We start from the raw sequence: 25,934 nt of genomic DNA on the forward strand, positions 1-25,934 counted from the left end.
CGGACGGCCGTTGGAGGTCCGGCCGCCCAGGGCTATTCGAAGCTCAGGTGCCGGCGCTGGCGCAGCCGGATGCCGGAGGCGGTCGCCACCAGCGTGGTCAGCGTCAGGGTCAGCACGACACCGTGCACCAGGCCGCGGGCCAGGTAACCGCTGTCGGTGTGGTCGATCGCGTACGTGCCGATCTCGCGGCTGAACCAGAACGGCAGCGCCCGGGCGGCGGTGTCGGCCGGATCCAGCACCATCTGGAGCCCGACCACGATCAGCAGCACCAGGGTGCCCTCCAGCTCACGGGGGAGGATCGCGCTCAGTGCCAGCCCGAACGGGACGGCGGTGGCCACCGTCAACGCCATGATCAGCGCGATGGCGCCGTACCGGACGTCGTCCTGGTCGAAGCGGACCAGCAGGAAGTACGGCACCGACAGCGCGGCGCCGACCGTCCAGAGCGCGAGCAGCCGGCCGAGATGCAGGTGGTGCGCCCGGTAGCCGGAGAGTCGCAGCCGGGGCTCGATGCCCCGGGCGGCACTGCCGGCGAAGAGCGCGGCGGTGCTGAGCGCCCAGCTCAGTCCGAGACAGACGAACCGGATCGACTGGCCGGCGTGATCGTCCCGGCGACTGGCGTAGAAGGCCAGCGGAAACACCAGCAGGATCAGCAGCACGCCCCGGCGGCGCACCACCTCGCGCAGCGCCAGCTCCGCCACCGTCCAGATCTTGGTCATGCCGACATCTCCCGGGCCGGGGTCAGGTCGAGCACGGTGTCGACCCGGTCGAGTTGGTTGAGCAGGTGGGTCACCACGACGATCGCCCGCCCGTCCGTGCGCCACCGCCAGAGCTGCTGCCAGAAGTCCAGATAGGTGCCCCGGTCGAAGCCCTGGTACGGCTCGTCGAGCAGCAGCACGTCCGGTTCGCCGAGCGCGGCCATCACCAGGTTGAGCTTCTGCCGGGTACCCCCGGAGAGGTGCCGGGCCTGGGTCCGGCCGGCGGGCTCCCAGTCCAGTGCGGCGGCATGCGCCCGACCGGCGGCCCGGGACTGCGCCCGGTTCAGCCCGCGTCCGGCCCCGACCAGCACGAAGTGCTCCTCGGGATGGAGGAAGTCGGCGGTACCGCCGGACTGCGGACAGTAGCCGAGGGTGCCGTGCACCCGGACCCGGCCGGAGTCCGGGCTGAGCAGGCCGGCGCAGATCCGCAGGAAGGTGCTCTTGCCGGCGCCGTTCGCCCCCACCACGGCGGCGATCTCACCGGCCCGCACCGTCAGGTCGACGCCGGCCAGCACCGGGCGCCGGCGGTAGCGCTTGGTGATGTCGCGCACCTCCAGCCGGACCGGGCCGGCGGTCTGCGGCGCCCGCGCCGGCGCGTCCACCCGGGCCGTCCCGACGCCGGCGGTGTGCCGCGGTGCGCCGACGCTTTCGGCGACCGCCGACGCGTACGTCGACGGCGGGCCGAAGACCTGCAACGGCGACTCGCCGCTGTCCCGCAGGTGCGTGGCGGACTCGGCGACCACGTGCCGGGCGAGGTCCGGATCGAGGCCGTGCCGGTGCAGCTCAGCGGCGAGCGCCCGGAGCCATCCGTCGGAGTTCACCGTGTCTGCACCTCCCGCAGGACCGTCTCCACCCCTCGGGCGAAGGCGTCCCAGTCGACGGCGGTCCGGCGTAGTGTGTCGGCGCCGGCCGGAGTGATCCGGTAGTACTTGCGGGCCGGGCCGGAGTCGCCCTCCCGCCACTGCGCGCTCACCAGGCCGGTCCGTTGCAGCCGGAGCAGCACCGGATAGAGGGTGCCACCCTGGATCGGGCCGATGCCGCTCGCGTCGAGCGACTGGGCCAACTCGTATCCGTAGGACTCCCGACGGTGCAGCAGGGCGAGAACGCACAGGTCGAGCACCCCGCGTAACCACTGGCCACGGCGCTCCTGATCCACGGCGAAGAAGGTAGCACAGCCAGCTAGCTGGCGCAGCAACCTAGTGCCCCGACGGTGTGCGCCCGAGGTTCGAGGCCGGGTGAACGGGGAGGATGATCATGCATATCGAGTGCGGTCAGCCGGGCAGGTGGGCGTCGAGGAAGGCCGCGACGACGGCACGGACGTCGGGCCGGTGCAGCGGCAGGCCGTGACCGCCGTGCGTGACCAGGGAGTGCACCGGATGACCGGCCCGGAGCAGCGCCGAGGTCAACGCGATCGTCTGGCCGACCGGTACGGCGTCGTCCGCGACACCGTGCGCCAGCAGCACCGGTACCCGGTTGCCGACGTGGTGCAGCGGAACCGCGTCCCGCGTCGTCGGGTCCCCGGCCGTGGGCTGGTGGCCCAGCAGCGCAGCCCAGGGGTTGTCACCACGGCGGGCCTGCGGCCACTCCTCGTCCAGCGGATCGACCGGCGGCCATAACGCGAGTACGCCGTCCACGTCGTCCGGCTCGGCGACGCCGCGCAGCCCGAGGTGCAGCGCCAGGTGGCCGCCGGCCGAGTCGCCGGCCACCAGGAACGGAAGCCCGGCCGCGCGGGCCCGGGCCAGTGGCTCCCGCGCCGCCGCCCGTACGTCGGCGAGCTGCGCCGGCCACCTGGCTTCCGAGCTCAGCCGGTAGCGGCCCTGCACCACCGCCAGCCCGTGCCCGGCCAGCGCCGCGCCGTCCTCGTCCGACCAGCCGCGCCAGCCGCCACCCGGCAGCCACAGCACGATTCCCCGCTCCGTCATGGGCCAAGCATGGTCGCTGGCGTCCCCGTCGGGCCAGCCGGGAATGCCGACTCCGCTGACGGCGTAACCGCGCGGATCCGCGCACGACGGTGAGCGGGACCCCCTCCGGCGTGACCGGCACCGCTCCGGCTCGCCGAGCGGTTTCGGATGACCCGAGGTAATTTGGGTTCCGTGCTCTCCGTCGCGTTGGTCCGCCCCGTGTGGTGGATCGCGTGCCGGTCGCTGCGGTTCGTGACCGCCCTGGTGTTGATGGGCCTGCTGCTCGGCGCCCCCGGAGCCCGGTCCGGCCTTACCGATCCGGCCTTTGCGGCCACCGGGTCGTCCAGCGTCGGACAGTCGCCCAGCGTCGGGCACTCGACTGTGGAGGATGAGCGACCCTCGACGTCGGTCGAGGGCGCCGCCGCGACCGACGAGCGACCGGTGCCGACCGGCTCGGTGCCGACGGTGCTGGTCCGGGCCGGCCTGTTGGGCAGAGAGCCGGTTCGGCCGGCGCTCGGATCGGCGGCCGGGGTGTGGCCGGCCGGTGACGCGTACGCCCGGGTGGTCGGGCCGCGCGCACCCCCGCTGGGCTGAGGACCGCTCGCGCCCGACCGCGTCCGGTCCGGTCCCGCCGACTCCTCGTCCGCATCGTCCACCCCGTGAGGTGCCGTCATGGAAAATGTTCTGTTCGACTTCCTGATCGAGGTGACCCAGGCCAGTACCCTCTGGCTCGTCCTGCTCGGGCTCGTGCTGGCCGCGGGCATCTGGCTCGTCGTGCGTCCACAGGGCGACCCGACCGACCGCCGGGCCGACGACGCCGGCTACGACGTGGCGGTCAAGGACGCCGAGGGACGCCGGGAACGGCTGGCGGCCCGGGCGGCGGAGCTGCACCGGTACGCCGAGGAGGTGGCGGTCGCCGCCGAGCGGTCGGCCGTGACCGCCCAGCGGCGTCGGGACGAGTGGCTGGCGGCGCAGGAGGCGGTCGAGGCGGCCTGGCAGGCGTACGAGGTGGCGGACGCGGCAGCCCGGCGGGTCGGTGCCGCCGCCGTACTGCCCGAGCCCCGCACCCCGCGTACCCCGGCCGAGTACGCCGACCGCGAGCGCTTCCTGCACCGCGCCGTGATGGCGGCCTGCACCCGGAAGGAGCTGACGGTGCTGCAACTGAGCGACGCGCTGGCCAACCGGAACGGCTGGGACCCGCGACGGCATCCGGCCGAGCAGGAGATCGTGTTGCGTCGGGTGGCCCGGGACAGCCTGCGGGCCGCCTATCTGGCGGCGGAGGAGCGGGAGCGGACCGCGTGGCGGGACGCCGAGGTCGCCGCCGCGGCGGCCCGCAGCCTCCGCGACGAGGCGTTCGCCGCCGCCGGCCGGACGGCTGCGCTCCGGCGCTGGTTGCCGTCCCCGGTCGCCGCCGCACCGCGCGGGTCGGCGAGCGAGCAGCCCCGGCCGCAGGGTACGGCCCGACGGTGGCGCGCGGCCCGGGCCGGCTGACCCCGGCGGCCCGACGGCGGGCGAGGTCTGACCGATCGCCGTCGACGGGTCAACTTCGGCCGGTCAGATAGGCCAGCACCGCGAGTACCCGGCGGTTGGTGTCCTCGGTCGGCGGCAGGTCGAGCTTGGCCAGGATGTTGCCGACGTGCTTGCCGACGGCCGCCTCCGAGACCACCAGCAGCCGGGCGATCGCCACGTTCGAGCGTCCCTCGGCGACCAGCGCCAGCACCTCCCGCTCCCGGGCGGAGAGCCGGGCCAGCGGGTCGCGCCGCCGGCGCAGCAGCTGGCGGACCACCTCCGGGTCGACGACCGTGCCACCGGCCACCACCTGGCGGAGTGCCCCGACGAACTCCGCCACGTCGACCACCCGGTCCTTGAGCAGGTAGCCGACGCCGCGACCGCCGTCGGAGTCGAGCAGGTCGGCGGCGTAGCTCTGTTCGACGTACTGGCTCAGCGCCACCACCGTCAGTCCCGGGTGGGCGCGGCGCAGCCGTACCGCCGCCCGCAGCCCTTCGTCGGTGAAGTCCGGCGGCATCCTGATGTCGGTCAGCACCAGATCCGGGGCGTACGCCTCGACCGCCGAGGCGAGCGCCTCCGCGTCACCGACCGCGGCGACCACGTCGAAGCCGAACCGGCCGAGCAGCCCGGCCAGCCCCTCCCGGAGCAGTACGCCGTCCTCGGCGAGGACCACCCGGATCAGGTCTCGTTGTTCGGGCCGCACGGCAACTCCACACGCAACAGGGTCGGCCCGCCGGGCGGGCTGGACAGCAGCATTCTTCCGTCGACTCCGGCCACCCGGTCGGCCAACCCGGTCAACCCGCTGCCCAGCCCCGGATCGGCGCCGCCCCGGCCGTCGTCAGCGACCTCGACCGTCAGCCGGTCGTCCCGCAGCCGCAGTGAGACGGTCGCCGCCGTCGCTCCGCTGTGCTTGGCGACGTTGGTCAGCGCCTCGGCGACGACGAAGTACGCCGTCCCCTCCACCGGGTTCGGCAGCCGGCCCGGCAGCTCCACCTCGACGGTCACCCGGACCGCCGAGGAATCGGCGAGGTCGCGTATCGCCGCCGGCAGGCCGCGATCGGTGAGCACCTTGGGGTGGATGTTCCGGATCAGTTCCCGCAACTCGGTCATGAAGAGCTTGGCCTGCTCGTGCGCGTCGGCGACCGCCGCCGCCCCGGGGGTTCCGGGCGGGATCTCCAGCCGGGCCAACCCGAGTTGCAGGGTGAGGCTGACCAGCCGCTGCTGGGCCCCGTCGTGCAGGTCGCGTTCGATCCGGCGCCGCTCGGCCTCGAAGGCGTCCACCAACCGGGCCCGGGACCGGGCCACCTCGACCAGTTCGGTACGCAGCCGTTCCTGCGTACCGGCGCCGAGCAGTGCCCGGGTCAGCGCGCCCTGCCCGGCGGCCAGCAGCGCCAGCGGGTACGGCGACACGGCCAGCAGCACCACCCCGAGCAGCGCGTGCGGCGCCGCCTGCCCGGCGGTCTCGACCTCGGCCCACCCGATCGTGACCGGGCCGTCGTCGATCCGCACCAGCAGCGGGCTGGCGATCAGCGTCCCGACCAGGAGCAGCAGCGCCGAAGCGGTCGCCGAGAGCAGCAGCCCGACCGTACCGAGCAGGACGGCGTGCAGCAGGGCCAGCCAGGTGGCCGGCTCGGCGTACCGGGTTCGCAGCCAGGACCACGGATCGGGTACCGGGGGAGGGCGGTGTCCGGAGCGGACCGGCCGGGGGTCGACCAGGCGCAGCCGAAGTCGCTCGACCTCGGCCAGCGGCAGCGCGACCAGCGGCCCGAGCCCGGCGACCAGGACCGCGCCGAGCGAGAGCAGCAGCGCCACGGTGCCGAGCGGAAGTTCGGTGATCCCGGCGCCCCGGCTCAGCAGGTAGAGCCAGGGCAGGCCGAGCAGCCCGAGTGGGACGGCGGCGGCGAGCGCCACCGGCGGGGTGCTGAGCAGGTACGCCAGCGCCCGCCACGGCCAGCGGGTCACCGGGAATCGGCGCCGGGTCACCGATTCCAGCAGCGTACGAGGGCTCGACGACACGTCACCACGCTAGTGCGCAGACCGGGGCCGGCCCAGGCGGCTGGCAGTAGTCACCGGGTATGCCCAGCCCCACCCCGAATCCGGTGCCTGCTGCCCGTGCCGGCGAGCCCGTCCCGGTGGTCTGCTCGACGGGTCGATGCGACGGACCCGTGCCGGGTCCGGGTCCGGACGGGGAAGTGGGGACGAGGACGTGTTCGAACTGTGCGACATCGTGAAGGTCTACCGGGGCGGTCACCGGGCGGTCGACGGCGTGACGCTGCGGCTCGGCGCCGGGGTGCTGGGCCTGCTCGGACCGAACGGGGCCGGCAAGTCCTCGCTGATCCGGATCGCCGCCACGGTCACCCGGCCGACCAGCGGGCAGCTCCGCTTCGGCGGCGCCGACGTGCTGGCCCGGCCGGACGTGCTGCGCCGGGTGCTCGGCTATCTTCCGCAGGATTTCGGGGTCTATCCGCACCTGACCGCCCGGGAGTTCCTGGGGTGCCTCGCCGCGGCCAAGGGGCTGCCGGCGCGGACCGCGCGGGTCCGGATCGACGAGCTGCTGGAGCTGGTCAATCTGACCGGTGCCGGCAAGCGCCCGCTGGGCGGGTTCTCCGGCGGGATGCTGCGCCGGGTCGGTATCGCGCAGACCCTGCTGGCGGATCCTCGGGTACTGGTGGTGGACGAGCCGACCGCCGGGCTGGACCCCGAGGAGCGGCTCCGGTTCCGCAACCTGCTCGGCGAGCTGGCGGCCGACCGGGTGGTGGTGCTCTCCACGCACATCGTCTCGGACGTCGAGTCGGTGGCCGGGGAGATCGCCATCGTCGCGCAGGGGCGGATCCGCCGCCGGGGTACCCCGGCAGAGCTGCTCCGGTCTGCCGAGGGCCGGGTGTGGGAACTGCTGGCCGACCCGGCCGACGTACCCCGGCTCCAGGCCGGACATCTGGTCAGCCGGCTCGTCCGGACTCCGGCCGGGGTCCGGGTCCGGCTGATCTCGACGCGGCAGCCCGGCCCGGCTGCCAGCAGGGTCCCACCCGACCTGGAGGACGTCTATCTGGACGCGATCCACCAGCCGGCCCGGTCGGTCCCGTGGTCGGTGCCGCGATGACCGCCAGCGGGACCAGGGCACCGCGCACCGCACCGACTCCACTTCGCGCTGGCGCCGCGGCCCTGCGCGCGCCGGTCGCGATCGCCGTCGCGGACTTCCGGGAGCGGGCACGCCGCCCGGCGTACGCGGTGGTGCTGGCCGCGGCGGTCGGCCTGGGCTACCTGGCGGTGCCGGACCTGGACGGCCGCTGGGTGGTCGTCAACGCCGGGATGTACCGAGGGGTCTACAACAGCGCCTATGTGGGCACCGTGACCGCGCTCGCCGGAGCACTCTGGCTGACCGTCGCCGGCTTCTACGTGATCCGTGGGGCGCTCGTCCGGGACCAGCGCACCGGAGTGGGGGAGCTGCTCGCCACCACCCCGCTGTCCCGGCCCGGCTACCTCCTCGGCAAGTTCCTCAGCAACCTGCTGGTGCTGGGGTCGATGCTCGGCGTTCTGGCCGGTACGGCCGTGCTGATGCAGATCGCCCGGGGCGAGGACGGGGCGGTTGATCCGGTCGCGTTGCTGCTGCCGTTCGGCCTGTTGGCCCTGCCGGTGCTGGCGGTGACCGCCGCGGTCGCGGTGCTCTTCGAAACCGTCCGGCCGCTGCGGGCCGGATTCGGCAACATCGTCTGGTTCTTCCTGGCGCTGGTCGGGGCGATCGTGGGACAGGGGCCGGACGCTCCACTGGGTGGACTCGGCGTGCCCGAGGTGGCCCTTTCGGTCCGGGACGGACTGGTCGACGCAGGGCTGCGACCGGATGGCGAGTTCAGCCTGGGCCTGATGTACCTCGACTCTCCACTGCGGACCTTCGAGTGGTCCGGGCTCGCCCCGGATGCCGGCTTCGTCGGTCAGCGGATGCTGCTCGCCCTGGTCGCGGTCGGGATCGCGGTACTGCCGGCGCTCTGGTTCAACCGGTTCGATCCGGCCCGTACCGGCCGGCGCCGGCCCTCCGCCCCGCCCGCCCCCGGGCCGTCCCCGTCCGCCCCTGGGCCGTCCCCGTCCGCCCCTGGGCCGTCCCCGTTCGGCTCTGGGCCGTCCCCGTCCGCCCCCGGGCCGTTCCCGTCCGGCTCCGCGGGCGCGTCGACGCCGGCAGGTCCGCGGTTCGTCGACGCCGCGCCCTCCTGGTTACGGTCCGTCGACCGGTCGGGCATTCCATCGGTACGTCCCGCCGGGCGCCGCCCGGTTGACGGACTGGGCCGGTTGCTCAGGGGCGAGTTGCGGGTACTGGCGCGTTCCGCGTCCCGCTGGTGGTGGCTGGGGGTGGGACTGCTCGCGGTGGGCGGTGCCGTGGTGCCGGTTTCGGCCGTACCGGCGGCGGTCCTGCCGCTGGCCTGGATCTGGCCGGTGTTGCTCTGGTCCCGGTTGGGCACCCAGAGCCACGAGTACGGCCTGACCGGGCTGCTCGGCGCCTATCCGGGGCCGCGGCGTCGGATGCTGGCCGAGTGGATCGCCGGGGTGGCCCTCGCCGGGATGACCGGACTGGTCCCGTTGCTCCGGATGCTGCTGGCGCAGGACGTGCCGGGCGTGGCCGCCGGTGTCGCCGGTGCGCTCTTCGTCCCGTCGCTCGCGCTCGCAGCGGGGGTGGTGAGCCGGACCCACCGGCTCTTCCAGGTCGGCTACCTCGCACTCTGGTATTCGGCGTGCAACGGCATCGCCGCGCTGGACTTCATGGGCGCGGTACGTCTCGACGGCCGTCCGGCCGGACCGGGCCCGCTGCTGGTGGCCGGCTGCGCACTCGCGCTGCTCGCCCTCGCCTTCCTGGTCGGCGCCCTCCGACACGCCCGCCGGTAGCGGACCGTCGGCACAGCCGGCGGTGGGGTCGGTAGCAGAGGCGTCAGCTCAGCCGGTGCAGCCCGGGGGCAACGTCACCCGATACGTCAAGACAGGCTTGACGACAATCGTGTGTCAAGGATACCTTGACGGTATGGATCAATTCGTGGAAGCCGCGCTGACCGTCGATGTCGCTCCCGCCGCCGTGGCCGCCGCCAATGCCGCCGTCAACGAGGCGAGCCGGCAGGCCGATCTACTGATCGGTGGCCGGCCGGTGCCGGGCAGCCCGGAGTGGGCGGCCGAGCAGGAGGGGACGGCCGGGCGACAGCGCGAGATCGCGTCGCAGTTGCTGCACTTCCGGATCGTCCTCGCCTCGGGTGTCGACCCGTTCGCCAGCGTCGTCGGCCTGCGTCGCTGGGGGGTGACCTGGGAGCTGATCGCCCGGGCGGCGGGGGTCACCCGACAGGCGGCGCACGAGCGCTGGGGTCGGCGGGTGCTGGAGGTGCTGGACCCGTACCGGACCGGGCAGCTGGGCGGGCCGGTCGCCGACGACGAGGCCGACCTGCGAGAGCAACGGGGGTAGCAGATAACCCCATAGGGGTTATAGTCGGGTCAGTTCGCCACGCCGACCCGAGGAGCCCCGCGATGCCGAAGATCAACGTCTACCTCCCGGACGAGCTGGCCGAGGCGGTGCGGGTCGCCGGGATTCCGGTCTCGGCGGTCTGCCAGCGGGCGCTCGAACAGGCGGTGCGCCGGGTGACCGCGATCCGGGAGGCCGCCCTCGGCGACCTCGACGACGCCGATCTGGCCACCCGGCTGCCGAACTTCACCCCCCGGGCCCGCGCCGCGGTGCTGCTCGCGGTCGACAGGTCCCGGGAGGACGGCTCCGCAGCGGTCGGCAGCGGGCACCTGCTCGCCGGGATCCTGGCCGAAGGAACAAACCTGGCCCTGCACGTGCTGCGGGCGGAGGAGATCGATCCGGACCGGGTGTTCCAGGGCCTCGCCGGTCGGCCGGCGACCGAGCCGGGCGGCGATCCGGACGACAGCCTGCACTTCAGCGGCCCGGCGGCGAACGCCCTGGAGCTGGCCGTCACCGAGGCGACCGCGTTCGGCCACAACTACGTCGGCTGCGAGCACCTGCTGCTGGGCCTGATCGCCGAGCCCGACGGGGAGGGCGGGCAGCTGCTCCGGTCACTCGGTGCCGAACTGCGGCTGACCCGCCGGGCGGTGGCGGCGGCCCTGGCCGGCTACGTCCACCTGCGGGCCCAGACCCCGCCGCCGGACCGGGCAGGCGCCGTCGGACCGTCACCCGAGGTCGCCGCGCTGCTGGCCGCCGCGGTACGCCGGGAACTCCAGCCGATCGTCGCCCGGCTCGAACGGCTGGAGAAGCGGGTCGGCGGAACCGATGCCGACGCCGAGTGATCCGGTGGCCGAGATGCGCAGGATGGTGCCGGCGCTCGTCGCGATGCTGACGTTCCTGCTGGTGCTGGCGCTTCCGTTGCTGACCGACCTGCCGTAGCACCTGCCCGGACCGAAGGGATCAGACGTGGCCAGCCGGATACTGCTGCTCGCGACGAAGGACACCATCGCCTACTCGACCAGCCGGGGACGGGAGGGCGTCGCGTCCGGTGCGGAGCTGCTCGGCACGATTCCGCCGGAGCTGCTCGCCGCCGAGGTGGTGGTCGAGGACGTCCTTGCCGAGCCGGGCTGGGACACCACGCCGGGCACGATGCTCGGTCTGGCCCGCCGGGCCCGGGCCGCCATCCTGGCCGACGGGTTCGACGGGGTCGTGGTCAGCCACGGCACCGACACCCTGGAGGAGACCGCCTACCTCGCCGACCTGCTGGCCGGCCCGGCCGCCCGACGCGGCGCGATCGTCTTCACCGGCGCGCAGCGGCAGCTCGACGAGCTCTCCACCGACGGCCCACGCAACCTGGCGTCGTCCATCGCCGCCGCGGCGGATCCGCTGCTGCGCGGGGTCGGCGCCGTGGTCTGCGTCGACGACGAACTGCACGCCGCCCGCTGGGTGAGCATGGTCGACGCCACCACCGTGCGGGCCTTCTCCTCGGCACCCTTCGCGCCGCTCGGGCGGGTCGTCGGGAAGCGGGTCGAGCTGGTCGGCCCGGCGCCACACCGGCCGCCCGGGGCGCACGGCGAACCGGAGACGGACGTGGCGCTGCTGAGGACGTACCCGGGAATGGAATCCGGGCTGCTCACCACCGTGGTGGACGCGGGTGCCCGGGGCGTCGTACTGGAGGGGACCGGGCCGGGCAACGTCCCGGCGAGCCTGTTCGCGGCGATCGCCGAGCTGACCGACTGGGACGTCCCGGTGGTGGTCGCTTCCCGGTGCCGTACCCGGACGGTCGACCTGGCCGACCTGCCGCCGCCGGCCGGGCTGGCCGCCCGGGTCGGCGTGATCGGGGCTCGGGGCCTGCCCGCCGGCAAGGCGCGGGTCGCGCTGATGGTGGCCCTCGGCGGCGACGGCGACGGCGGCGGGGTGGCGGCGGCCCGGGACTGGTTCGACCGGCTGGGCTCGGCGCCCGACCGCTGACGCGCTGGCGGGACGGGCCGAGCCGCCGAACCGGGACGGTGTCGATCGTCGATGTTCGCGTAGGCTGCGGCGGTGACCGGCACCGATCCGCAGGCGGCCCGCAGCGGGCGTGGCAGGGTGCTCACCGTTGCCAAGATCGCCCGGTTGGCCGGGGTCTCCGCACCGACGGTGTCCCGGGTCATCAACGGGCAGACGGGGGTGGCGCTGGAGACCCGGAAGCGGGTCGAGGCGATCCTGCGGGAGCACGGTTACCGCAGGCCGGGCGGGTCGGCGTCGGTGGCGATCGTGGAGTTGGTCTTCCACGCCCTGGAGAGCCTGTGGGCACTGGAGATCATCCGAGGGGTCGAGAAGGTGGCCCGGGAGCACGACCTCGCCGTCGTACTCACCGAGATGCAGGGCCGGCTGACTCCGGGCCGGGCCTGGACCGAGCAGGTCCTGACCCGGCGGCCGATCGGCGTGATCGCGGTCTTCTCCGAGCTGACCGTCGCGCAGCAGTCGCAGTTGGCCACCCGGTCGATTCCGCTCGTCGTGCTGGATCCGACCGGGGAGCCGCTGCACCAGACCCCGTCGGTCGGGGCGACGAACTGGAACGGCGGGCTGGCCGCCACCCGGCACCTGCTGGATCTCGGGCACCGCCGAATCGCGATGTTGAGCGGGCCGCCGGAGTGGCCGTGCTGCCGGGCCCGGCTCGACGGCTACCGGGCGGCGATGGACGCGGCCGGGGTACCGGTGGATCCCGACCTGGTGCGGATCAGCACCCTGTACGTCGAGGGTGGCCTGACCGACGGCCGGGAGTTGCTGTCGCTGCCCGACCCGCCCACCGCGATCTTCACCGCCAACGACCTCCAGGCGCTCGGGGTCTACGAGGCGGCCCGGCGGGTCGGAGTGCGCATCCCGGACGAGCTGAGCGTCATCGGCTTCGACGACCTCCCCTTCACCCGCTGGTCCGGGCCGCCGATGACGACGATCCGCCAGCCGCTGGAGCAGATGGGAATGACCGCCGCCCGGATGATCATCGATCTCGCGGCGGGCCAGTCCCTGGACCAGCACCGGATCGAGCTGGCCACCGATCTCGTCGTACGGGAGAGCACCGCCCCGCCGGCCCGCCGCTGAGCGGCACCGGCCGCGATATCGGCGTCCTCCGGCACGACCACCGCGTGCGGCCAGGCGCGGGTGCGGAAGCCCGCGCCTGGCCGGAGATACCGCCTACCGGTTGGCTGTCCAGCGCGCCTGTTCAGCGTCTGCCAGTTGGCTGTCCAGCGCGCATATCGGCTGGCTGTCCAGGGTGCCTACCGGCGGGCTATACGGCGAACAGTCCCCAGTAGGCGCCCCACGGTACGAAGATCGCCGCCCCGGTCAGTGCCAGGCCGATGGCCTTCCTGCTGGTTGCCTGCTGGCGGTCACGCCACCAGGCGACCGCTGTCAGGACGGCGGCGGTGACGACCGCGACGGCGAGCAGTTGGAGGAGGAGAAAGGGCGCTGGCCGGCCGGCCACGACCGGTCCGATCGTGAGCGCGCCGGTGGCGGTCAGGTAACCGAGATACAGCACGGACCCGACGACCGTAACCGGGCCAAGGACCGCCAGGACCCTTGCCGGCTTCCGCACTGGCGAACTGTCCCTGCGTCCGCGGATCCGACGCACGATCCCGGCCACCGGATAGGCGACGAAAGCACCGAGCATCGCGAGCAGCGCGCCGAGTTGCACGGGGAGCGACTCGTACCAGGCAAGCGTGGGCAGCACGGCGCTGCGGAAGCGTTGCGGCGGGGCCGGGTCGGCGCTTGCCGCGGGTGGTTTCGGCGAGAGGCCGGTTATCCAGGACGCGACGAGTTCGACATAGCCCGGGGCGAAGTCGTCGGCCTGGCCGAAACCGGTCGTCGAGTGCCGGAGTTCGTGGTCGGCGTTCGCCACGACCCGGATGGTGTAGGAGCGGTTACCGCCACGCTCCAGCGCCGTACGGAAGATGTCTACGCTCTCGCCGGGCGCCGTTGACCGGTCGTGCTCGCCGAAGACCGCGAGAACGGGCTGGCGTACCCGGATCAGCATCGGCACCGGGTCGTAGTCGGCGGCGCCGAACATCCCCGCCGCGACCAGTACCCGGGTGAACCGAACCCCGAGTGGACGCAGCAGCGATGGCCTGACACCGGCGTGGTCCAGTTGGGTGATGTTGCTCCATGCCTGGGTGCGTGCCGGTGGCAGTCCGCTGGCGCCAACGGTGACCACGAATGCGACCTCCGGCGACCGGCTCGCGGCGAGCGGCGCGACCCATCCACCCTCGCTGCGGCCGAGCAGACCCACCCGGTGTGGATCGATGCCGGGCCAGGATCGCAGCGCCCGCACCGCGGCGAGTGCGTCGTCGGCCAGTGCCGGAAAGGAACGGTCGGTCAGCGAGTACCCGTCGGTCCGCTTGTCGTAGACGAGGGTGGTGATGCCGGCGGCGGCGAGGGCACGTGCCTCTGGCTCGTAGTGGCTGCGTTCGCGCGGCCCCGCGTCATGGACGATGACCACGGCGGGGGTCGGGCCGCTGGCGACCGCCGGTGTGAACACCGTGCCGGGCAGTTCGCGCGGTCCGCTCCGGATGGTGACCGGGGCGGCGGTGACGCCGCCCGAACGGGTCGGTGCCGCGGGCGTTGCCGCCGGCAGGGTGACTGGTAGAAGCATCAGGGCTGCGGTGACCGCCCAGACCCGGTTGCGGAATGCGGGCAGCCGGCTTGCTGTGGACATGGGGATGGTGTTCTCCTGTTCCCGGAGAGAGTGCGTGCTGGTGGAAGCACGCCGCCACGCGGCGTGCGCGGTGCGCCTTTCCCTTCCTGGGCTGTCGACTGCACTCGACAGCCCAGGACTCTCCGTCAGTCGACGACGGTAAGAACGCGTTCGATCTTGTCGAGGCGGGCGCGTAGTTCGACGATCTCGCGGGTGATCTCGTCGAGGCGACGGCCGCTGTCCTCCTGAACGGCGATGGCGCGGGCGCTGAGCCCGCGGTACTCGTCCTCCCGGGCCAGCTTGGCGCGGGCGCGCGCGGTCGCGAACGCCTGCCAGATGAGCACCACGCCAAGGAGCGTGAGCAGGCCCAGGATTCCGAGGAGCACGATTTCCTGGTCCATTACCGGCCCGCCTCCGGCGACCGGTCGTCCGCATCACCCTCGTCACCCATCGTCAGCGTCTGCACCGCGGTTGCGATGGTCTCCGGTGTCAGCCGCACCAGAAATGGCTCGACCTCATAGAACTTCATCGCCTTTCCCTCCTTGGATAGCTCGAGAGACGCCGAGACCAGCCCGGCGGCCTCCAACCGCCGCAGGTGAACTTGCAGCAGCGCTCGGCTGATGTTGAGTTCGCGAGCGAGTTGGCTGACGTAGTTGCGGTGACGGCTCAGCGCCGCCACGACCCGTAGCCGATGTGGATTGGCCAGCGTGGCCAGCACTCGGACCAACTCATCCCCGGGATGTTCCATCACGCGCCACATCCTTCTTTCACCTGCCAACAAAGTCTTGCACGTGCCAGCGGTGAGCGTCAACAGGAAAGCCGGACGGACCGGGGTGGTAGGTGTGGACGGTGCGCGACCTCGTTCGTTGCGAAATCATGTGTCTCAATGTCTTGTGCGGTGAAACATTCCCATCGATACTTTGGGATGTTTCAGGTGGCAGGACGTCCCGGATCGCCCGTCCGTGACCGCGCCTCGCCGGGTCGAGAGGGGACCAGGATGCGACGACTCGTACGCGCGCTCGCCGTCGCGACCGGCGCGATGCTGTTGACCGCGGGACTGGTGAGCCTGACCGTGGCCACACCGGCCTCGGCGGCGGCGCTGACCGAGGTGACCAACTTCGGGACCAACCCCAGCAACCTGCGGATGCACCTCTACGTCCCGGACCGGCTGGCGGCGCGTCCCGCGATCGTGGTCGCCGTGCACTACTGCACCGGGACCGGCCCCGCGTTCTACTCCGGAACCCAGTTCGCCTCGCTGGCCGACCGGTACGGCTACATCGTCATCTACCCCTCGGCGACCCGCAGCGGCCAGTGTTTCGACGTCTACTCCCCGCAGGCGCTGCGCCGCGACGGCGGCAGCGATCCCGTCTCGATCGTGTCGATGGTCCGGTACGTGCAACAGCGCTACAACACCGGCCAGGTCTTCGCCACCGGCACCTCCTCCGGCGCCATGATGACCAACGTGCTGCTCGGCAACTATCCGGACGTCTTCAGCGCCGGAGCGGCGTTCGCCGGTGTACCGCACAGCTGCTTCGCCACCACCGGCGGCTCGACCTGGAACAGCGAGTGCGCCAACGGCCAGATCATCCGTACCGCACAACAGTGGGGCGACCTGGTCCGGGCCGCGTACCCCGGCTACACCGGCGCCCGACCCCGGATGCAGTTGTGGCACGGCACCAACGACGAGACGCTGCGCTACCCGAACTTCGGTGAAGAGATCAAGCAGTGGACCAACGTGCACGGGCTGAGCCAGACCCCGACCTTCACCGACACGCCGCAGTCAGGCCACACCCGTACCCGGTACGGCGGCAGCGGTCCGATGGCGCCGGTCGAGGCGATCAGCATGCAGGGCGTCTCGCACAACCTGCCGGTGAACGCGGCCGAGGCGATTCGGTTCTTCGGGCTGGACAGCACCAGCACGCCGACCGCGACGCCGACCGCGACGCCGACCGTCACGCCGACCGTCACGCCGACCGCCACGCCGACCGTCACGCCGACGGCCGTCCCGACCACCACGCCGCCACCGTCCGGCGGGTGCGCGGTCAGCTACGTGGTGAACGCCTGGAACTCCGGGCTGACCGCGCAGATCACCATCACCAACCGGGGCAGCTCCGCGATCAACGGCTGGACGCTCTCCTTCACCCTGCCGGCCGGCCAGACCATTACCTCGGGCTGGAACGCGTCCTACAGTCCGACCAGTGGTGCGGTGACCGCCCGCAACGTCAGCTACAACGGCACCATCGCGCCGAACGCGTCGGTCGGGATCGGCTTCCAGGCCACCCACACCGGCAACAACGGTAGGCCGGCCTCGATCAGCCTCAACGGGACGGCCTGCACGCTGAGCTGACCGGGTTCGTACCCGATCCGCCACCAGTCGTTATCGAAGCGCGACGGGCCGCGCGAGGGAGGGGCGGGTTGCCGGCGGGGATCATCCGCCGGCAACCCGCCGGCCCGGCTCCGGGGCACGGTCGGGCGCGCGGCGGCGCCGGACCGGAAGCCGCGCGGTGGCGCCGGACCGGATGGTCGGCGCCGCACCTACTCGGACTCGGCGGCGCGGCGGGCGCGGGCCCGGCGCCTGCCCTCGTGCATCGCCTGCACCCGGGCGATCGGGATGGTGTGCCCCTCGGCGACCAAGTCGGCGGGGAGCCGCTGCGGCCCGGGCATCCGCTCGGTCCACGGATCGCCCCCGGCGAGCAGGCCGGGCACGGTACGCAGGGTGAAGTCCGCCGGGGTGACCCGGTCCAGGTCCTCCCACGGCACCGGAAACGACACCGGCACCCCCGGACGGAGCCGGGGACTGTACGCCGAGACCACGGTCGCGCCACCGGACCGGGTCGAGTCGACGAAGACCCGGCCGCCCCGGTCCTCCCGGATGAAGGCGGTGGTCGCCAGCGCGGAATCCAGCCGTTCCGCCCGGGCGGCCAGCGCCCGGGTCGCGGCGGCCACGTCCTCGATCGGCGCTTCCGGGTCGACAGGTACGAAGACGTGCAGCCCCTTCGCCCCGCTGGTCTTCACCACGCCGGACAGCCCCGCCTCGGCGAGTGCCTGCCGGACCAGGTGAGCGGCGTTCACGACCAGCGCGAACGTGTCGGGGCCCGGTGGGTCGAGGTCCAGCACCAGGTGGGTGGCGCGGTCCCGCCGCCCGGCCGTGACCAGGGTGGGGTGGTACTCCACGGCCCGCTGGTTGCCGAACCAGAGCAGGGTGCGCCGGTCGTTGCAGAGGGCGTACGACACCTCGCGGCGGGACGCCTCCGCCCAGAGCGTCACCGTCGAGATCCACGCCGGGGTGTAGCGCGGCACGTTCTTCTGCATGAACGGCGGCTGGCCCCGGAGCACCCGGATCACCGAGAGCGGCCGGTCCCGCAACTGGCCGATCAGCGGGTCCCGCACCTCGTCGAGGTAGTCCACCAGGTCCCGCTTGGTCGCGTCCGCCCCGTCGAACAGGGGCTGGTCGAGGTTGGTCAGGGAGACCCCGTCGCGCACCTCGTCGGCTTTGCCCGTCATCGACCCACTCTCCCGGGATGCCACCGCACGGTCAACGCTGCCGGGCCGGCCCGGTCGCGTCATGCCGGGAGCGTAGCCGGGCCCTCCGACGAGGGCCGGTCCGCGAACTCGTGGTACATGATGTGCAGTCCGACCCGACCCAGGACCGGGTGGGCGAAGGCGCCCGGCACCGTGCCCACCACGTCGAACCCGTGCCGCCGGTAGAGCGCGACGGCCCGCTCGTTGGACTCGGCGACGGCGTTGAACTGCATCCCGGCGTACCCGTGCCGCCTCGCCCAGTCCAGGGCGTACCGGAACAGCGCCGTCCCCACGCCCCGCCCCCGGGCGTCGGCGGCGACCATGAAGCTGGCGGTCGAGACGTGTCCGCCCGGGCCGGCCCGGTTCGGCCCCATCTTGGCCGTACCGAGCAGCCGGTCGTCCTCGACGGCCACCACGGTCAGCCCCGGCGGCGACTCGATCCAGGTGTCGTACGCCTGCTCCGCGGTCATCCGAGGGTCGTAGGTGAACGTCTCCCCGGCCCGCACGACGTCCCGGACGATCGCCCACACCGGGGGCCAGTCGGACTCGGTGAACTCGCGGATCTGCACGCCGCGACGCTAGTGCGCCGGCCACCGGTGGACAACCGGGATACCACCGGGGCGGTGCGCGGCCCGCGGCCGGCAGGACCGCTCCTCGGCGGCCCGGCCGGTGCCGCTGACCAATCGGCAGGTGCCGTGTGGCGAGAACTAGAGTCTCGCCACACGGCACTCCTGCGGGTTGTTAACGGAGGTTGAAGGCGCGTTTGGTGGTCTGCTCGATGCGGTTACCGTCGGCATCCCACGCTTCGACCTTCAGGCTGACCGCTCCGCTGGTCCCCGAAAGCGCCGGGTAGACGGCGGTGGCCAGGTAGTCGCCGTCGCCGTGGCGGCGCAGCGCGGCGGGTGCCCAGTGTGCGCCGTCGTCGGTGCTGTACCACAGTTTCAGCCCGGCGATCCGCGGCATCCGGACCGCCGCCGCCGGATGGTAGGCCGTCACCCGGAAGGTGTGCCTGCCCGCGGCGACCGTGTTGTCGGCCGCCAGGCTCCCGCCCAGGTCGTACCCGACCAGTACGAAGGGCTCCTGCCGGCACGTTCCAGTCTGGAATGTGCTGCGCAGGCGACAACCATGGCCCTGCGGGATGGTGTCGCGGGTCGGCCGCTGCGAGGTGAAGGTCCACGTGACGTCGGTGCGCGCGGAGCGCCCGGTGAGCCGGTAGGTGTTCTTCTCCGGCGGCAGCGTGTAGGTCATGCTCGGAATTCCCGGGTTCCGCGGGATCTCCTCATCACCGTTGTACAGGTGGAACTCCCATTTCAGGATGTGTTCTTCGGCCGTTGACGGATAGCTCGCCCGCTGCCCTTCCGCCCACATCGAGAAGAGGGTGTCGAGACGATCGTCGGTACGGCAGAAGGTACACGACACATCGATGCCACGCGACGCGATCGGGTCGGACGTGAAGAACCGCTCGGTGGCATGGGACAGGCGCCGAGCCCCCGGCGTGACCGGTGTGGTGAACCACCGCTCGGTCCGCCGTACGGGCCGGTCGAACACCTCGATCTTCTCGTGGCCGCCCAGATTGCGCGCTCCAGTTTCGCTTGCTTCGTACTGAATGAAGTTGCGTTTGTGCACGATGCGGTCGGACACCGGGCCGACGTACACCCGGAGGTTCGTCGCGGCGTCCTCGGGAAGCCTGACTATGTCGGTCCCGCCCATTCCCTTGGTGCTGTCGCGCAGCGCCGTGCTGTCCACGAAACCGTAGCTCCGGGATCCGGTCGAATGCGGCAGCATGTCGATCCGGGCGAGCTGGCCATCGGTGTAGCGGTACCGCAGGGACGACGGGATCCGCCCCTCCTCATACGGCGCGAGCGTGTATATGTAGGAGGTCTGCGGGGTGCCGGACAGTCGCAGCGTGACCGCGCCGCGGGTGAGCTGCTTGCGCAGCCATGCGCCTTCGGCGGTGGAGATTGCCACATGGGCGATGTTGACCGGCTTTGGGGGCTGGAAATTTGGCTGCGCGATCTCCATCGGGATACGGCAGCCCATGCCGGTGGGCGGGAAGGCGACGATCGCGGCGGCTCCCGCCTCGCGGACGGCGATGATGTCGTCGATCGGCAGTCCGCACCCCCGTGACTCCATCAGGGCAAGCTTGCCGTGCAGGTCCATTCCGACCACCTCGTCGGGCAGGCCGTGCCGGACGTCGACCAGCGGAAGGTCGCGGGTTCCGGTGACCGGGACGTAGCCCGGGCTCTGCCTTCCCTGGATGTCACCGAAGCTGGCCAGAGTTGTGGGGTGCAGCGTTCGTCGCTGATGTCCCAGGACGTTCAGCTCGACCTTGGCCGTGCCGAGGATCCAGTGGGTACCGAAGTGGAACCGGCCCTTGGTGACCCGCGGCGTCGGCGTCGCGCCGAGCCGCACCCAGGCATCCCGGAACATGTCCAGAGGCATGCTCAGCGAGTATCTGGCACCGTCCTGTGTCGTCCGTTGCAGCACCAGGTCAGGTGCGCTGTCCAGCGGCTTGCTCTCCCGCGGGGTGCGGAACTCGACCTGCTTCACCTTCCGGGCGTCGAGGGTGATCGTGGTGTCGCCCCGGACGGTGAACTGCGGGTTGGTCAGGTAGCCGTAGTTCTGCAGCGAGTCATCGTCGACCCAGCCGACGATCTCCGAGACGCTGTAGGTCCCCTCCGGCACCAAGGCATTGATTACGCCGACCTCCGGCGTGTAGGCCTGGACGATGCCGCCCTTACCGCCCTTCGTCACATCGATGATGTCGATCGCGAGCGGATAGGCGAGGTTGCCGTCGCGGTCGAGGGTCCGGACGCTGAGCGTTGCCATCGGCGGCGAGCGGACCAGCCCGACCGGGATGGTCACCCGGGTCCCGGACGCCTCGTCGGTGGCCACGACCGTTCCGCTGTAGTTCCCGCGTGCCAGGTCGTTCGCGTCCAGGGTGACCGTCGCGGACGCGGTGCCGCCCGCCGGGACGGTGACGGTCGTGTCCCCCCTCAGCGCGCCGGAGACCATCTCACCACCGGGGGCGTGCAGCGTCGTGGCGACGGTGAGCGTGACCGGCTTGTCGGAGCCGTTGGCGTACGTGACCTGCTTGTCGATCGGTAGGGTCTGCCCAGTGATCGGCACCAGGCCGAAGTCGAGGTTCGGCGTGGTGGCGACGACCTGCTGCCGGTCGGCGCGGGCCACGTCCAACCGCCCCGCGCCCTGCTGGTAGACGGTCAGGCCGACGTCCTTGGCGGTGCTCATCAACGCCGACTTGAGCCGCGCGGCCGTCCAGTCCGGGTGGGTCTGGGCGAGGATCGCCGCCGCTCCCGCCACGTGCGGAGTGGCCATCGAGGTGCCCTCCAGTTGGGTATAGACGCCATCGACGATCGGACCCGGCGCAGTGCCGGCCGCCCGGGCCGCGACGATGCCCGCACCAGGGGCAGCGATGTCCGGCTTGAGCATCCCGTCCAGCCGGGGACCCTGGCTGGAGAACCAGGCGAGCTGGTCGCTCTTGTCGGTCGCCCCGACGGTCAGCGCCGCCTTCGCCGTTCCGGGCGTCGCGATGGTCTCCGGCTGTCCGCTGTTGCCGGCGGCGATGACGAACAGGGCGCCGGTCTCGGCGGTGAGCTGGTTCACCGACTGGGTCACGATGTCGGTGCCGTCGGTGACCGGCCCGCCGAGGCTCATGGACACGATCCTGGCGTGGTGTGCGGCCCACTCCATCCCGGCCATGATCCAGGAGAAGTCGCCGTAGCCGGTGTCGTCGAGCACCTTGCCGACCAGCAGCCGTGCCCCCGGAGCCACCCCCTTACGGCGACCGTCCGAGGCGGCGCCGGAACCGACGATGGTGGAGGCCACATGGGTGCCGTGGCCGTGTCCATCCTTGACGGAGGTCACCCCGGGCACGAACGACTTCGAGGCGGCGACCTTGTCCCGCAGGTCGGGATGGGTGTCGTCGATGCCGGTGTCCAGCACCGCGACATCCACGCCACGGCCGTCGTGACCGGCCGCCCACGCCTGCGGCGCACCGACCAGCGGCACGCTCTCATCGAGGTTGACCTTGACCTTGCGGTCCAGCCACACCTTCGCCAGCCCGGCGTCGAGCGTGGCCCTGGACCCCCGAACGCTGCTCCAGAACGTGCCCGCCTGGGCCTTCGACACCTTCAACGCCGCGCCGTGCACGCTGGGCAGGTCGACGGACGGGGTGCTGGCCGGAAGCGCGTCCGCCGCCTTCGCTGCCGCCGCGAACCCGCGGACCCGCGGGTACTGGACGATCACCGGCACCTGACCGGACTGGTTGTCCGCGTAGCCGTTCGCGGCCAGATACTCCACGTTGAACAGTTCGCGGTCCAGGCGCCCGGTCAACACGTCCAGCGCCGCGTCGGACGGGATCACGTACACCCCGTCGGGCCCTCGCTTGACCGCCAGCACCGGCCGCTCACCATCCTGGCGTACCGACGGCTCGGTGGTGATGTCGAAGTCGCCGCTGTCGTTGGCGGTGAGTGTGACCTTGTCACCGGTCACCAAGGTGATCGTGTGCGACCCGTTCACGCTCGGCAACGCCACGGACTGCGCGGAGGCGGACTGCGCGGAGGCGGTCTGTGCGGAGGCGGGGGTCGCCGCGTTGGCGTTCGGTACCGACGCGAAGGACGCCAGGATCACGGCCAGGGACGTGACCAGGCTGGCAGTGAAACGCAGCCGAACTGACGTACCGGTGGGGGTGGCGACCGATCGCCGTAGGCGCGGTCTTGGTTTGCGATACAAGGTGTCTCCTATCCATCGCACGTACCGAGGAGGCGGTTCTGCCTACAGGGGTTGGTACTCGTCGTCCGGGTCGGTCCCGGGTGACGTCTCGGGAGATGGCCGCAGATCCGCAGCCGGAGACTCCGCCGCGGGTGGCGGGGCGCCTTCCGGGAAGCCGTCGGTAGACTCTTGGGTCGTTGGAGTCGGCTCGCGATCTTCCATCGCCGCAGTCTCCGCCCGTCCCGGTGGTACGCACGATTGGTCGGATGAGGGATTAATCTCGACGCGGCGATTTACTCGTCGGCGCCGGTTGCCGTGTCTCCGGAGAGCAGGCCCAGTTCCACGGCCTGTACGGCCACCGCGGTGCGGGACGAGACCCGTAGCTTCCGCATGACTGACTTGAGATGGCTCGCCACGGTCTGCACGGAGATCACGAGATCGTCGGCGATCTGCCGGTTGGTCCTACCCACGAGCAGCAGCCGCACCACGTCCAACTCGCGCGGCGACAGCCGATCTCCGTAGCTGGGCCGGCCGCCGCGCGCGGATCGGGGCACGGACACGCCGAGATCGCGTAGCCGGCGCCGAACCCGGTCGGCGTCGCGACGGGCACCCAGCGCGGAGAACCCGTCCAGCACCTCGGCGAGGTCCGCCCGCCCGCGGTCGCCCGCGTCAATCGCCGCGCCACGCTCGGACGTGCGAAGCGCGTCGTACGGTTGCGGCAGCGACCGCCAGATGCCGGCGGCCCGCCGGTAGAGGGCCGCCGCCCGCTGCCGGTCGCCACGCCCCTCGGCGACCGCCGCGCGGGCTTGGGCTATGGCCGCCCGTGCGGTCGGGATGTCGCGCCCGCGCATGCCGGTGGCGAAGTCGCGGACCAGATCCGCCGCCGCGTCGACCCGTCCCGCAGAGACCAGGGCGTCGACGTGAACCGGCACCACGGACGCGCCCCACAGCCAGATCCCGGTGGCGGCGACGACCCGTACCGGATCCTCGGTGACGGACAGCGCCCCGTCGACGTCGCCGTCGGCCAACCGCATCGTGGCGATCACCGCGGCGGTCTCCACGTAGAGTTCCGCCGTCCCGTGCCGACGGCACTGGTCGAGCACTCCGGTGAGATCAGGCGAGCCCGGGGCTGCGGTTGCCGCGCGGACCATATTGAGGACCAGGTGCGCCTCGGCCCACGTGCCTCGGGTGGGATCGTCGCCGCGGGCCACCGCCCTGGCCCGGCCGGCCAGGCCGGTCCATTCGCCGACGAACCAGTCCAGGTGCACCTGGGTGGCGAGCACCGCGTCCCGTACTGCCAGCAGGTCGTGTCGCTCGGCGAGCATGAGGGCGATGGCCAGATGGCGGCGGGCCAGGCCGTAGCGGCCCCAGCGCATGGCGGAATCGCCGACGTTCAGGTGGCCGAGAGTCACGTGGCGGCGCATCGTCGAATCGGGAACGTCCTGCGGAATCCTCGCGGCCTCGACCCACCCCGACTCCTCACCCATTCTCAGCAGCGCGGTCGCCCGGTTGACGACGAGGTTGAGCCGGTCTGCCGGGGACCACCCGGAGTCGCACGCGGCGGCCGAGCGCCGCAGCCAGTCCAGGTTCGCGGCCCTGGTCCCGGCGACCAGCTCCGGCCGGCCCAGCAAACCCATCGCCCGTGCCGCCTCGACCGATCCGGGTGGTAGCTCGGCAAGTGACCGTTCGGCCTCGTCCCGGGCCGGGACGATCTCACCCGCCATCCACAGGACCCGGGCGAGGTGCAGCCGGGTCGCACCGCGTTCGCGGATGGGCAGGCGACCATCGTCCATGGCCCGCCGCAGCGCCCGTACCAGGATGTCCATCCGAGCGGGACCGGCGAACCACGTGAACGGCATCTTGGCCACCAGCCGCGCCACGGCGTTCGCGGGCAGATCAGGACTGTCGAGCAGTTGGTACAGCAGGGTCGTCGCCCCGGCCTCGTCGGCGGAGCCGAGCGCCAGGTCTGCGGCCAGCTCGGCATACCGGAGCCAGAAGGCGATGTCGCCGGCCGCCCGGTAGTGGTGGGCGAGGCGGGCCAGCGGTGCCGCCCTGCCCTGCTGGAGGAGCGCGGCCGCGCGGTGGTGCAGCGTACGTCGCTCGGAGGGCGGGATCGTGTCGTACACCGCCTGCGCCGCAAGCGGGTGCCGTACCGAGAAGTTGCCGCGCTCGTCCTGCTGGAGCAGGCCGCTCTGGTTCGCCTCGGATATGCCCTGGTCCGCGTCGTCCGTTCCCAGACCGCTGACCGCGGCGAGCATCGCCCCGTCCGACGCGTCGACGAGTACGGCTGCGGCGTGCAACACCGCCTGGGCTGGGGCACCGAGCCGCGCGGCCCGTTCGAGCACGGCGTCGCGCACCGTCGCGGGTATGTCGATCCGGTCCAGCCGGCGCCGCGCCCAGCCCTCATCGCGATGAATCAGGTCGGCGCGGGCGTGCAGTAGTCGCATCACCTCTTCGACAGCGAGTGGGATCCCTGCGGTGTGCCGGTGCAGGAACTCCGCGAACTCGGTGGAGACGGTCTCGCCCGCCAGCATGGACGACATCAGCCGGGCGGTGTGTGCGACGTCGAGGCCACGGAGCGGGATACGCAGCCGGGTGGTCCCGGCCGGCCGCCGCGAGGAGATCTGTACCACCGGCGTGTTCGCGGGTAGGTCCTCCGGCCGGTAGGTGACGAGCAGCCCCGGGCGGGAGCCGGACCAGGCATCCGGACGCGCGGCGAGGAACAGCAGGAACTCCGCGGTGGCCTCGTCCGCCCAGTGCACGTCCTCCACGACCAGTACCGAGATGCGCAGCCGGTCCAGCAGCTCCACCAGCGCCCGGAACATCCGGTGTCGCGCTGCCCGGGCGTCATCGAGCGGCTCCGGCGGTGGTGGCAGCTGCGCTGCCCATTCCGGGAAGAAGGGGCGCAGCGTCCCGGCCAGCGGACTCAGCCCGAGACCCGCCACCGTCTTCGTCACGTGCCGCACCCCGTCCAGCACCGGACCGAGCGTGTGCGGCTCGCGGAACGGCGGACAGACCGCGACCAGAACCAGGCGCGCCCGCATCGCCGGCAGGGCCAGAAACTCCAGTACCAGCCGGCTCTTACCGATCCCGGCCTCTCCCTCGACCAGGACCAGGGCCGCTGGTTGCGCCATCGCCTCCGCCAGCGCGCTCAGCTCCCCGGCGCGACCCACGAGGGCCGGCGGGGTCAACTGGGGGAATCCATCGGTCAGGTGGCCGCGTATACCGGCCGCACCCGGCATGGCAGGCTCCTCGGTGCAGTCAGACAGATGATCTTATTCTCTATGCCGGGGCCCTGTTGTCTACCGGCGCGAGCCGTCCGATCCCCGGCCAGCAGCGCAATCTCTCTCGCCGCGTCCTGGCCGGTCTCTCGTCGCGTCCTGGCCGGCCGGAACAGAATCCCGCCGTACGTC

Annotated in this window: 22 protein-coding genes; 9 read left to right on the forward strand and 13 right to left on the reverse strand. The window is 72.3% G+C overall.

Translation table 11 applies throughout. The annotated features are described in order from the left end of the window. Positions 1-32 precede the first annotated feature (32 nt). The 4 genes from EV371_RS13425 to EV371_RS13440 form a co-directional block, all read right to left on the reverse strand. Positions 33-716, reverse strand: coding sequence for an ABC transporter permease (locus EV371_RS13425; RefSeq protein WP_130462340.1), 684 nt, complete (start codon positions 714-716; stop codon positions 33-35). Further along, the gene (locus EV371_RS13430; protein WP_130462341.1) at positions 713-1,576 is read right to left on the reverse strand and encodes an ABC transporter ATP-binding protein; all 864 of its coding nucleotides are present in this window, start codon (positions 1,574-1,576) and stop codon (positions 713-715) included. Before EV371_RS13430 ends, EV371_RS13425 begins: the two co-directional genes overlap by 4 nt. Next, positions 1,573-1,911 (reverse strand): PadR family transcriptional regulator, encoded by a 339-nt coding sequence (locus tag EV371_RS13435; protein WP_130462342.1) that lies wholly within the window; start codon positions 1,909-1,911, stop codon positions 1,573-1,575. The genes EV371_RS13430 and EV371_RS13435 overlap by 4 nt, the downstream gene beginning before the upstream one ends. 115 nt (positions 1,912-2,026) lie before the next feature. Then, positions 2,027-2,677, reverse strand: coding sequence for an alpha/beta hydrolase (locus EV371_RS13440; RefSeq protein ID WP_130462343.1), 651 nt, complete (start codon positions 2,675-2,677; stop codon positions 2,027-2,029). A 147-nt stretch (positions 2,678-2,824) separates the two neighbouring features. Here EV371_RS13440 and EV371_RS13445 point away from each other — a divergent pair, with 147 nt between their 5' ends. Next, the gene (locus tag EV371_RS13445; RefSeq protein ID WP_130462344.1) at positions 2,825-3,250 is read left to right on the forward strand and encodes a hypothetical protein; all 426 of its coding nucleotides are present in this window, start codon (positions 2,825-2,827) and stop codon (positions 3,248-3,250) included. A gap of 78 nt (positions 3,251-3,328) precedes the next feature. Continuing rightward, a complete protein-coding gene (locus tag EV371_RS13450) occupies positions 3,329-4,147 on the forward strand; it encodes a hypothetical protein (RefSeq protein ID WP_130462345.1) in 819 nt (272 codons plus the stop codon). Positions 4,148-4,196: 49 nt separating this feature from the next. On the opposite strand, the gene EV371_RS13455 is transcribed toward EV371_RS13450, so the two are convergent. Both EV371_RS13455 and EV371_RS13460 read right to left on the reverse strand, forming a co-directional pair. After that, entirely contained in the window at positions 4,197-4,868 is a 672-nt protein-coding gene (locus EV371_RS13455; protein ID WP_130462346.1) for a response regulator transcription factor, read from the reverse strand. Then, complete coding sequence (locus tag EV371_RS13460) at positions 4,844-6,181, reverse strand: sensor domain-containing protein (RefSeq protein ID WP_130462347.1); 1,338 nt, start codon at positions 6,179-6,181, stop codon at positions 4,844-4,846. The genes EV371_RS13455 and EV371_RS13460 overlap by 25 nt, the downstream gene beginning before the upstream one ends. Before the next feature lie 190 nt (positions 6,182-6,371). Between EV371_RS13460 and EV371_RS13465 the strand changes: the two genes are divergently transcribed. The 6 genes from EV371_RS13465 to EV371_RS13490 all read left to right on the forward strand — a co-directional run bounded on the left by EV371_RS13465 (position 6,372) and on the right by EV371_RS13490 (position 12,680). Next, positions 6,372-7,265, forward strand: a complete 894-nt coding sequence (locus tag EV371_RS13465; protein ID WP_130462348.1) for an ATP-binding cassette domain-containing protein — start codon at positions 6,372-6,374, stop codon at positions 7,263-7,265. Further along, positions 7,262-9,037, forward strand: coding sequence for a hypothetical protein (locus tag EV371_RS13470; protein WP_349338206.1), 1,776 nt, complete (start codon positions 7,262-7,264; stop codon positions 9,035-9,037). The genes EV371_RS13465 and EV371_RS13470 overlap by 4 nt, the downstream gene beginning before the upstream one ends. A 133-nt stretch (positions 9,038-9,170) precedes the next feature. Next, positions 9,171-9,599, forward strand: coding sequence for a hypothetical protein (locus tag EV371_RS13475; protein ID WP_130462349.1), 429 nt, complete (start codon positions 9,171-9,173; stop codon positions 9,597-9,599). Positions 9,600-9,661: 62 nt separating this feature from the next. Continuing rightward, positions 9,662-10,438, forward strand: a complete 777-nt coding sequence (locus EV371_RS13480) for a Clp protease N-terminal domain-containing protein (protein WP_130462350.1) — start codon at positions 9,662-9,664, stop codon at positions 10,436-10,438. A 124-nt stretch (positions 10,439-10,562) separates the two neighbouring features. Then, complete coding sequence (locus EV371_RS13485; protein ID WP_130462351.1) at positions 10,563-11,567, forward strand: asparaginase domain-containing protein; 1,005 nt, start codon at positions 10,563-10,565, stop codon at positions 11,565-11,567. Positions 11,568-11,639: 72 nt separating this feature from the next. Then, positions 11,640-12,680, forward strand: coding sequence for a substrate-binding domain-containing protein (locus EV371_RS13490; RefSeq protein ID WP_130462352.1), 1,041 nt, complete (start codon positions 11,640-11,642; stop codon positions 12,678-12,680). 187 nt (positions 12,681-12,867) lie between these two features. On the opposite strand, the gene EV371_RS13495 is transcribed toward EV371_RS13490, so the two are convergent. The 3 genes from EV371_RS13495 to EV371_RS13505 all read right to left on the reverse strand — a co-directional run bounded on the left by EV371_RS13495 (position 12,868) and on the right by EV371_RS13505 (position 15,016). Further along, positions 12,868-14,289 (reverse strand): prolyl oligopeptidase family serine peptidase, encoded by a 1,422-nt coding sequence (locus EV371_RS13495; protein ID WP_130462353.1) that lies wholly within the window; start codon positions 14,287-14,289, stop codon positions 12,868-12,870. A gap of 125 nt (positions 14,290-14,414) precedes the next feature. Then, positions 14,415-14,669: a hypothetical protein gene (locus EV371_RS13500; RefSeq protein ID WP_130462354.1), complete on the reverse strand. Its 255-nt coding sequence runs from the start codon at positions 14,667-14,669 to the stop codon at positions 14,415-14,417. Continuing rightward, positions 14,669-15,016, reverse strand: coding sequence for an ArsR family transcriptional regulator (locus EV371_RS13505; RefSeq protein ID WP_207230742.1), 348 nt, complete (start codon positions 15,014-15,016; stop codon positions 14,669-14,671). Before EV371_RS13505 ends, EV371_RS13500 begins: the two co-directional genes overlap by 1 nt. Positions 15,017-15,265: 249 nt before the next feature. On the opposite strand from EV371_RS13505, the gene EV371_RS13510 reads away from it, so the two are divergent. Next, positions 15,266-16,615: an extracellular catalytic domain type 1 short-chain-length polyhydroxyalkanoate depolymerase gene (locus EV371_RS13510; RefSeq protein WP_130462356.1), complete on the forward strand. Its 1,350-nt coding sequence runs from the start codon at positions 15,266-15,268 to the stop codon at positions 16,613-16,615. 188 nt (positions 16,616-16,803) lie between these two features. On the opposite strand, the gene EV371_RS13515 is transcribed toward EV371_RS13510, so the two are convergent. The 4 genes from EV371_RS13515 to EV371_RS13530 form a co-directional block, all read right to left on the reverse strand. Next, a complete protein-coding gene (locus EV371_RS13515) occupies positions 16,804-17,772 on the reverse strand; it encodes a non-homologous end-joining DNA ligase LigD (protein ID WP_130462357.1) in 969 nt (322 codons plus the stop codon). Positions 17,773-17,831: 59 nt separating this feature from the next. Further along, the gene (locus tag EV371_RS13520) at positions 17,832-18,359 is read right to left on the reverse strand and encodes a GNAT family N-acetyltransferase (RefSeq protein ID WP_130462358.1); all 528 of its coding nucleotides are present in this window, start codon (positions 18,357-18,359) and stop codon (positions 17,832-17,834) included. 172 nt (positions 18,360-18,531) lie between these two features. Beyond that, the gene (locus EV371_RS13525; protein WP_207230475.1) at positions 18,532-22,440 is read right to left on the reverse strand and encodes a S8 family serine peptidase; all 3,909 of its coding nucleotides are present in this window, start codon (positions 22,438-22,440) and stop codon (positions 18,532-18,534) included. A 374-nt stretch (positions 22,441-22,814) separates the two neighbouring features. After that, positions 22,815-25,712 (reverse strand): AAA family ATPase, encoded by a 2,898-nt coding sequence (locus EV371_RS13530; protein ID WP_165436679.1) that lies wholly within the window; start codon positions 25,710-25,712, stop codon positions 22,815-22,817. Between the last annotated feature and the right edge of the window lie 222 nt (positions 25,713-25,934).

Source organism: Plantactinospora sp. CNZ321 (assembly GCF_004217235.1).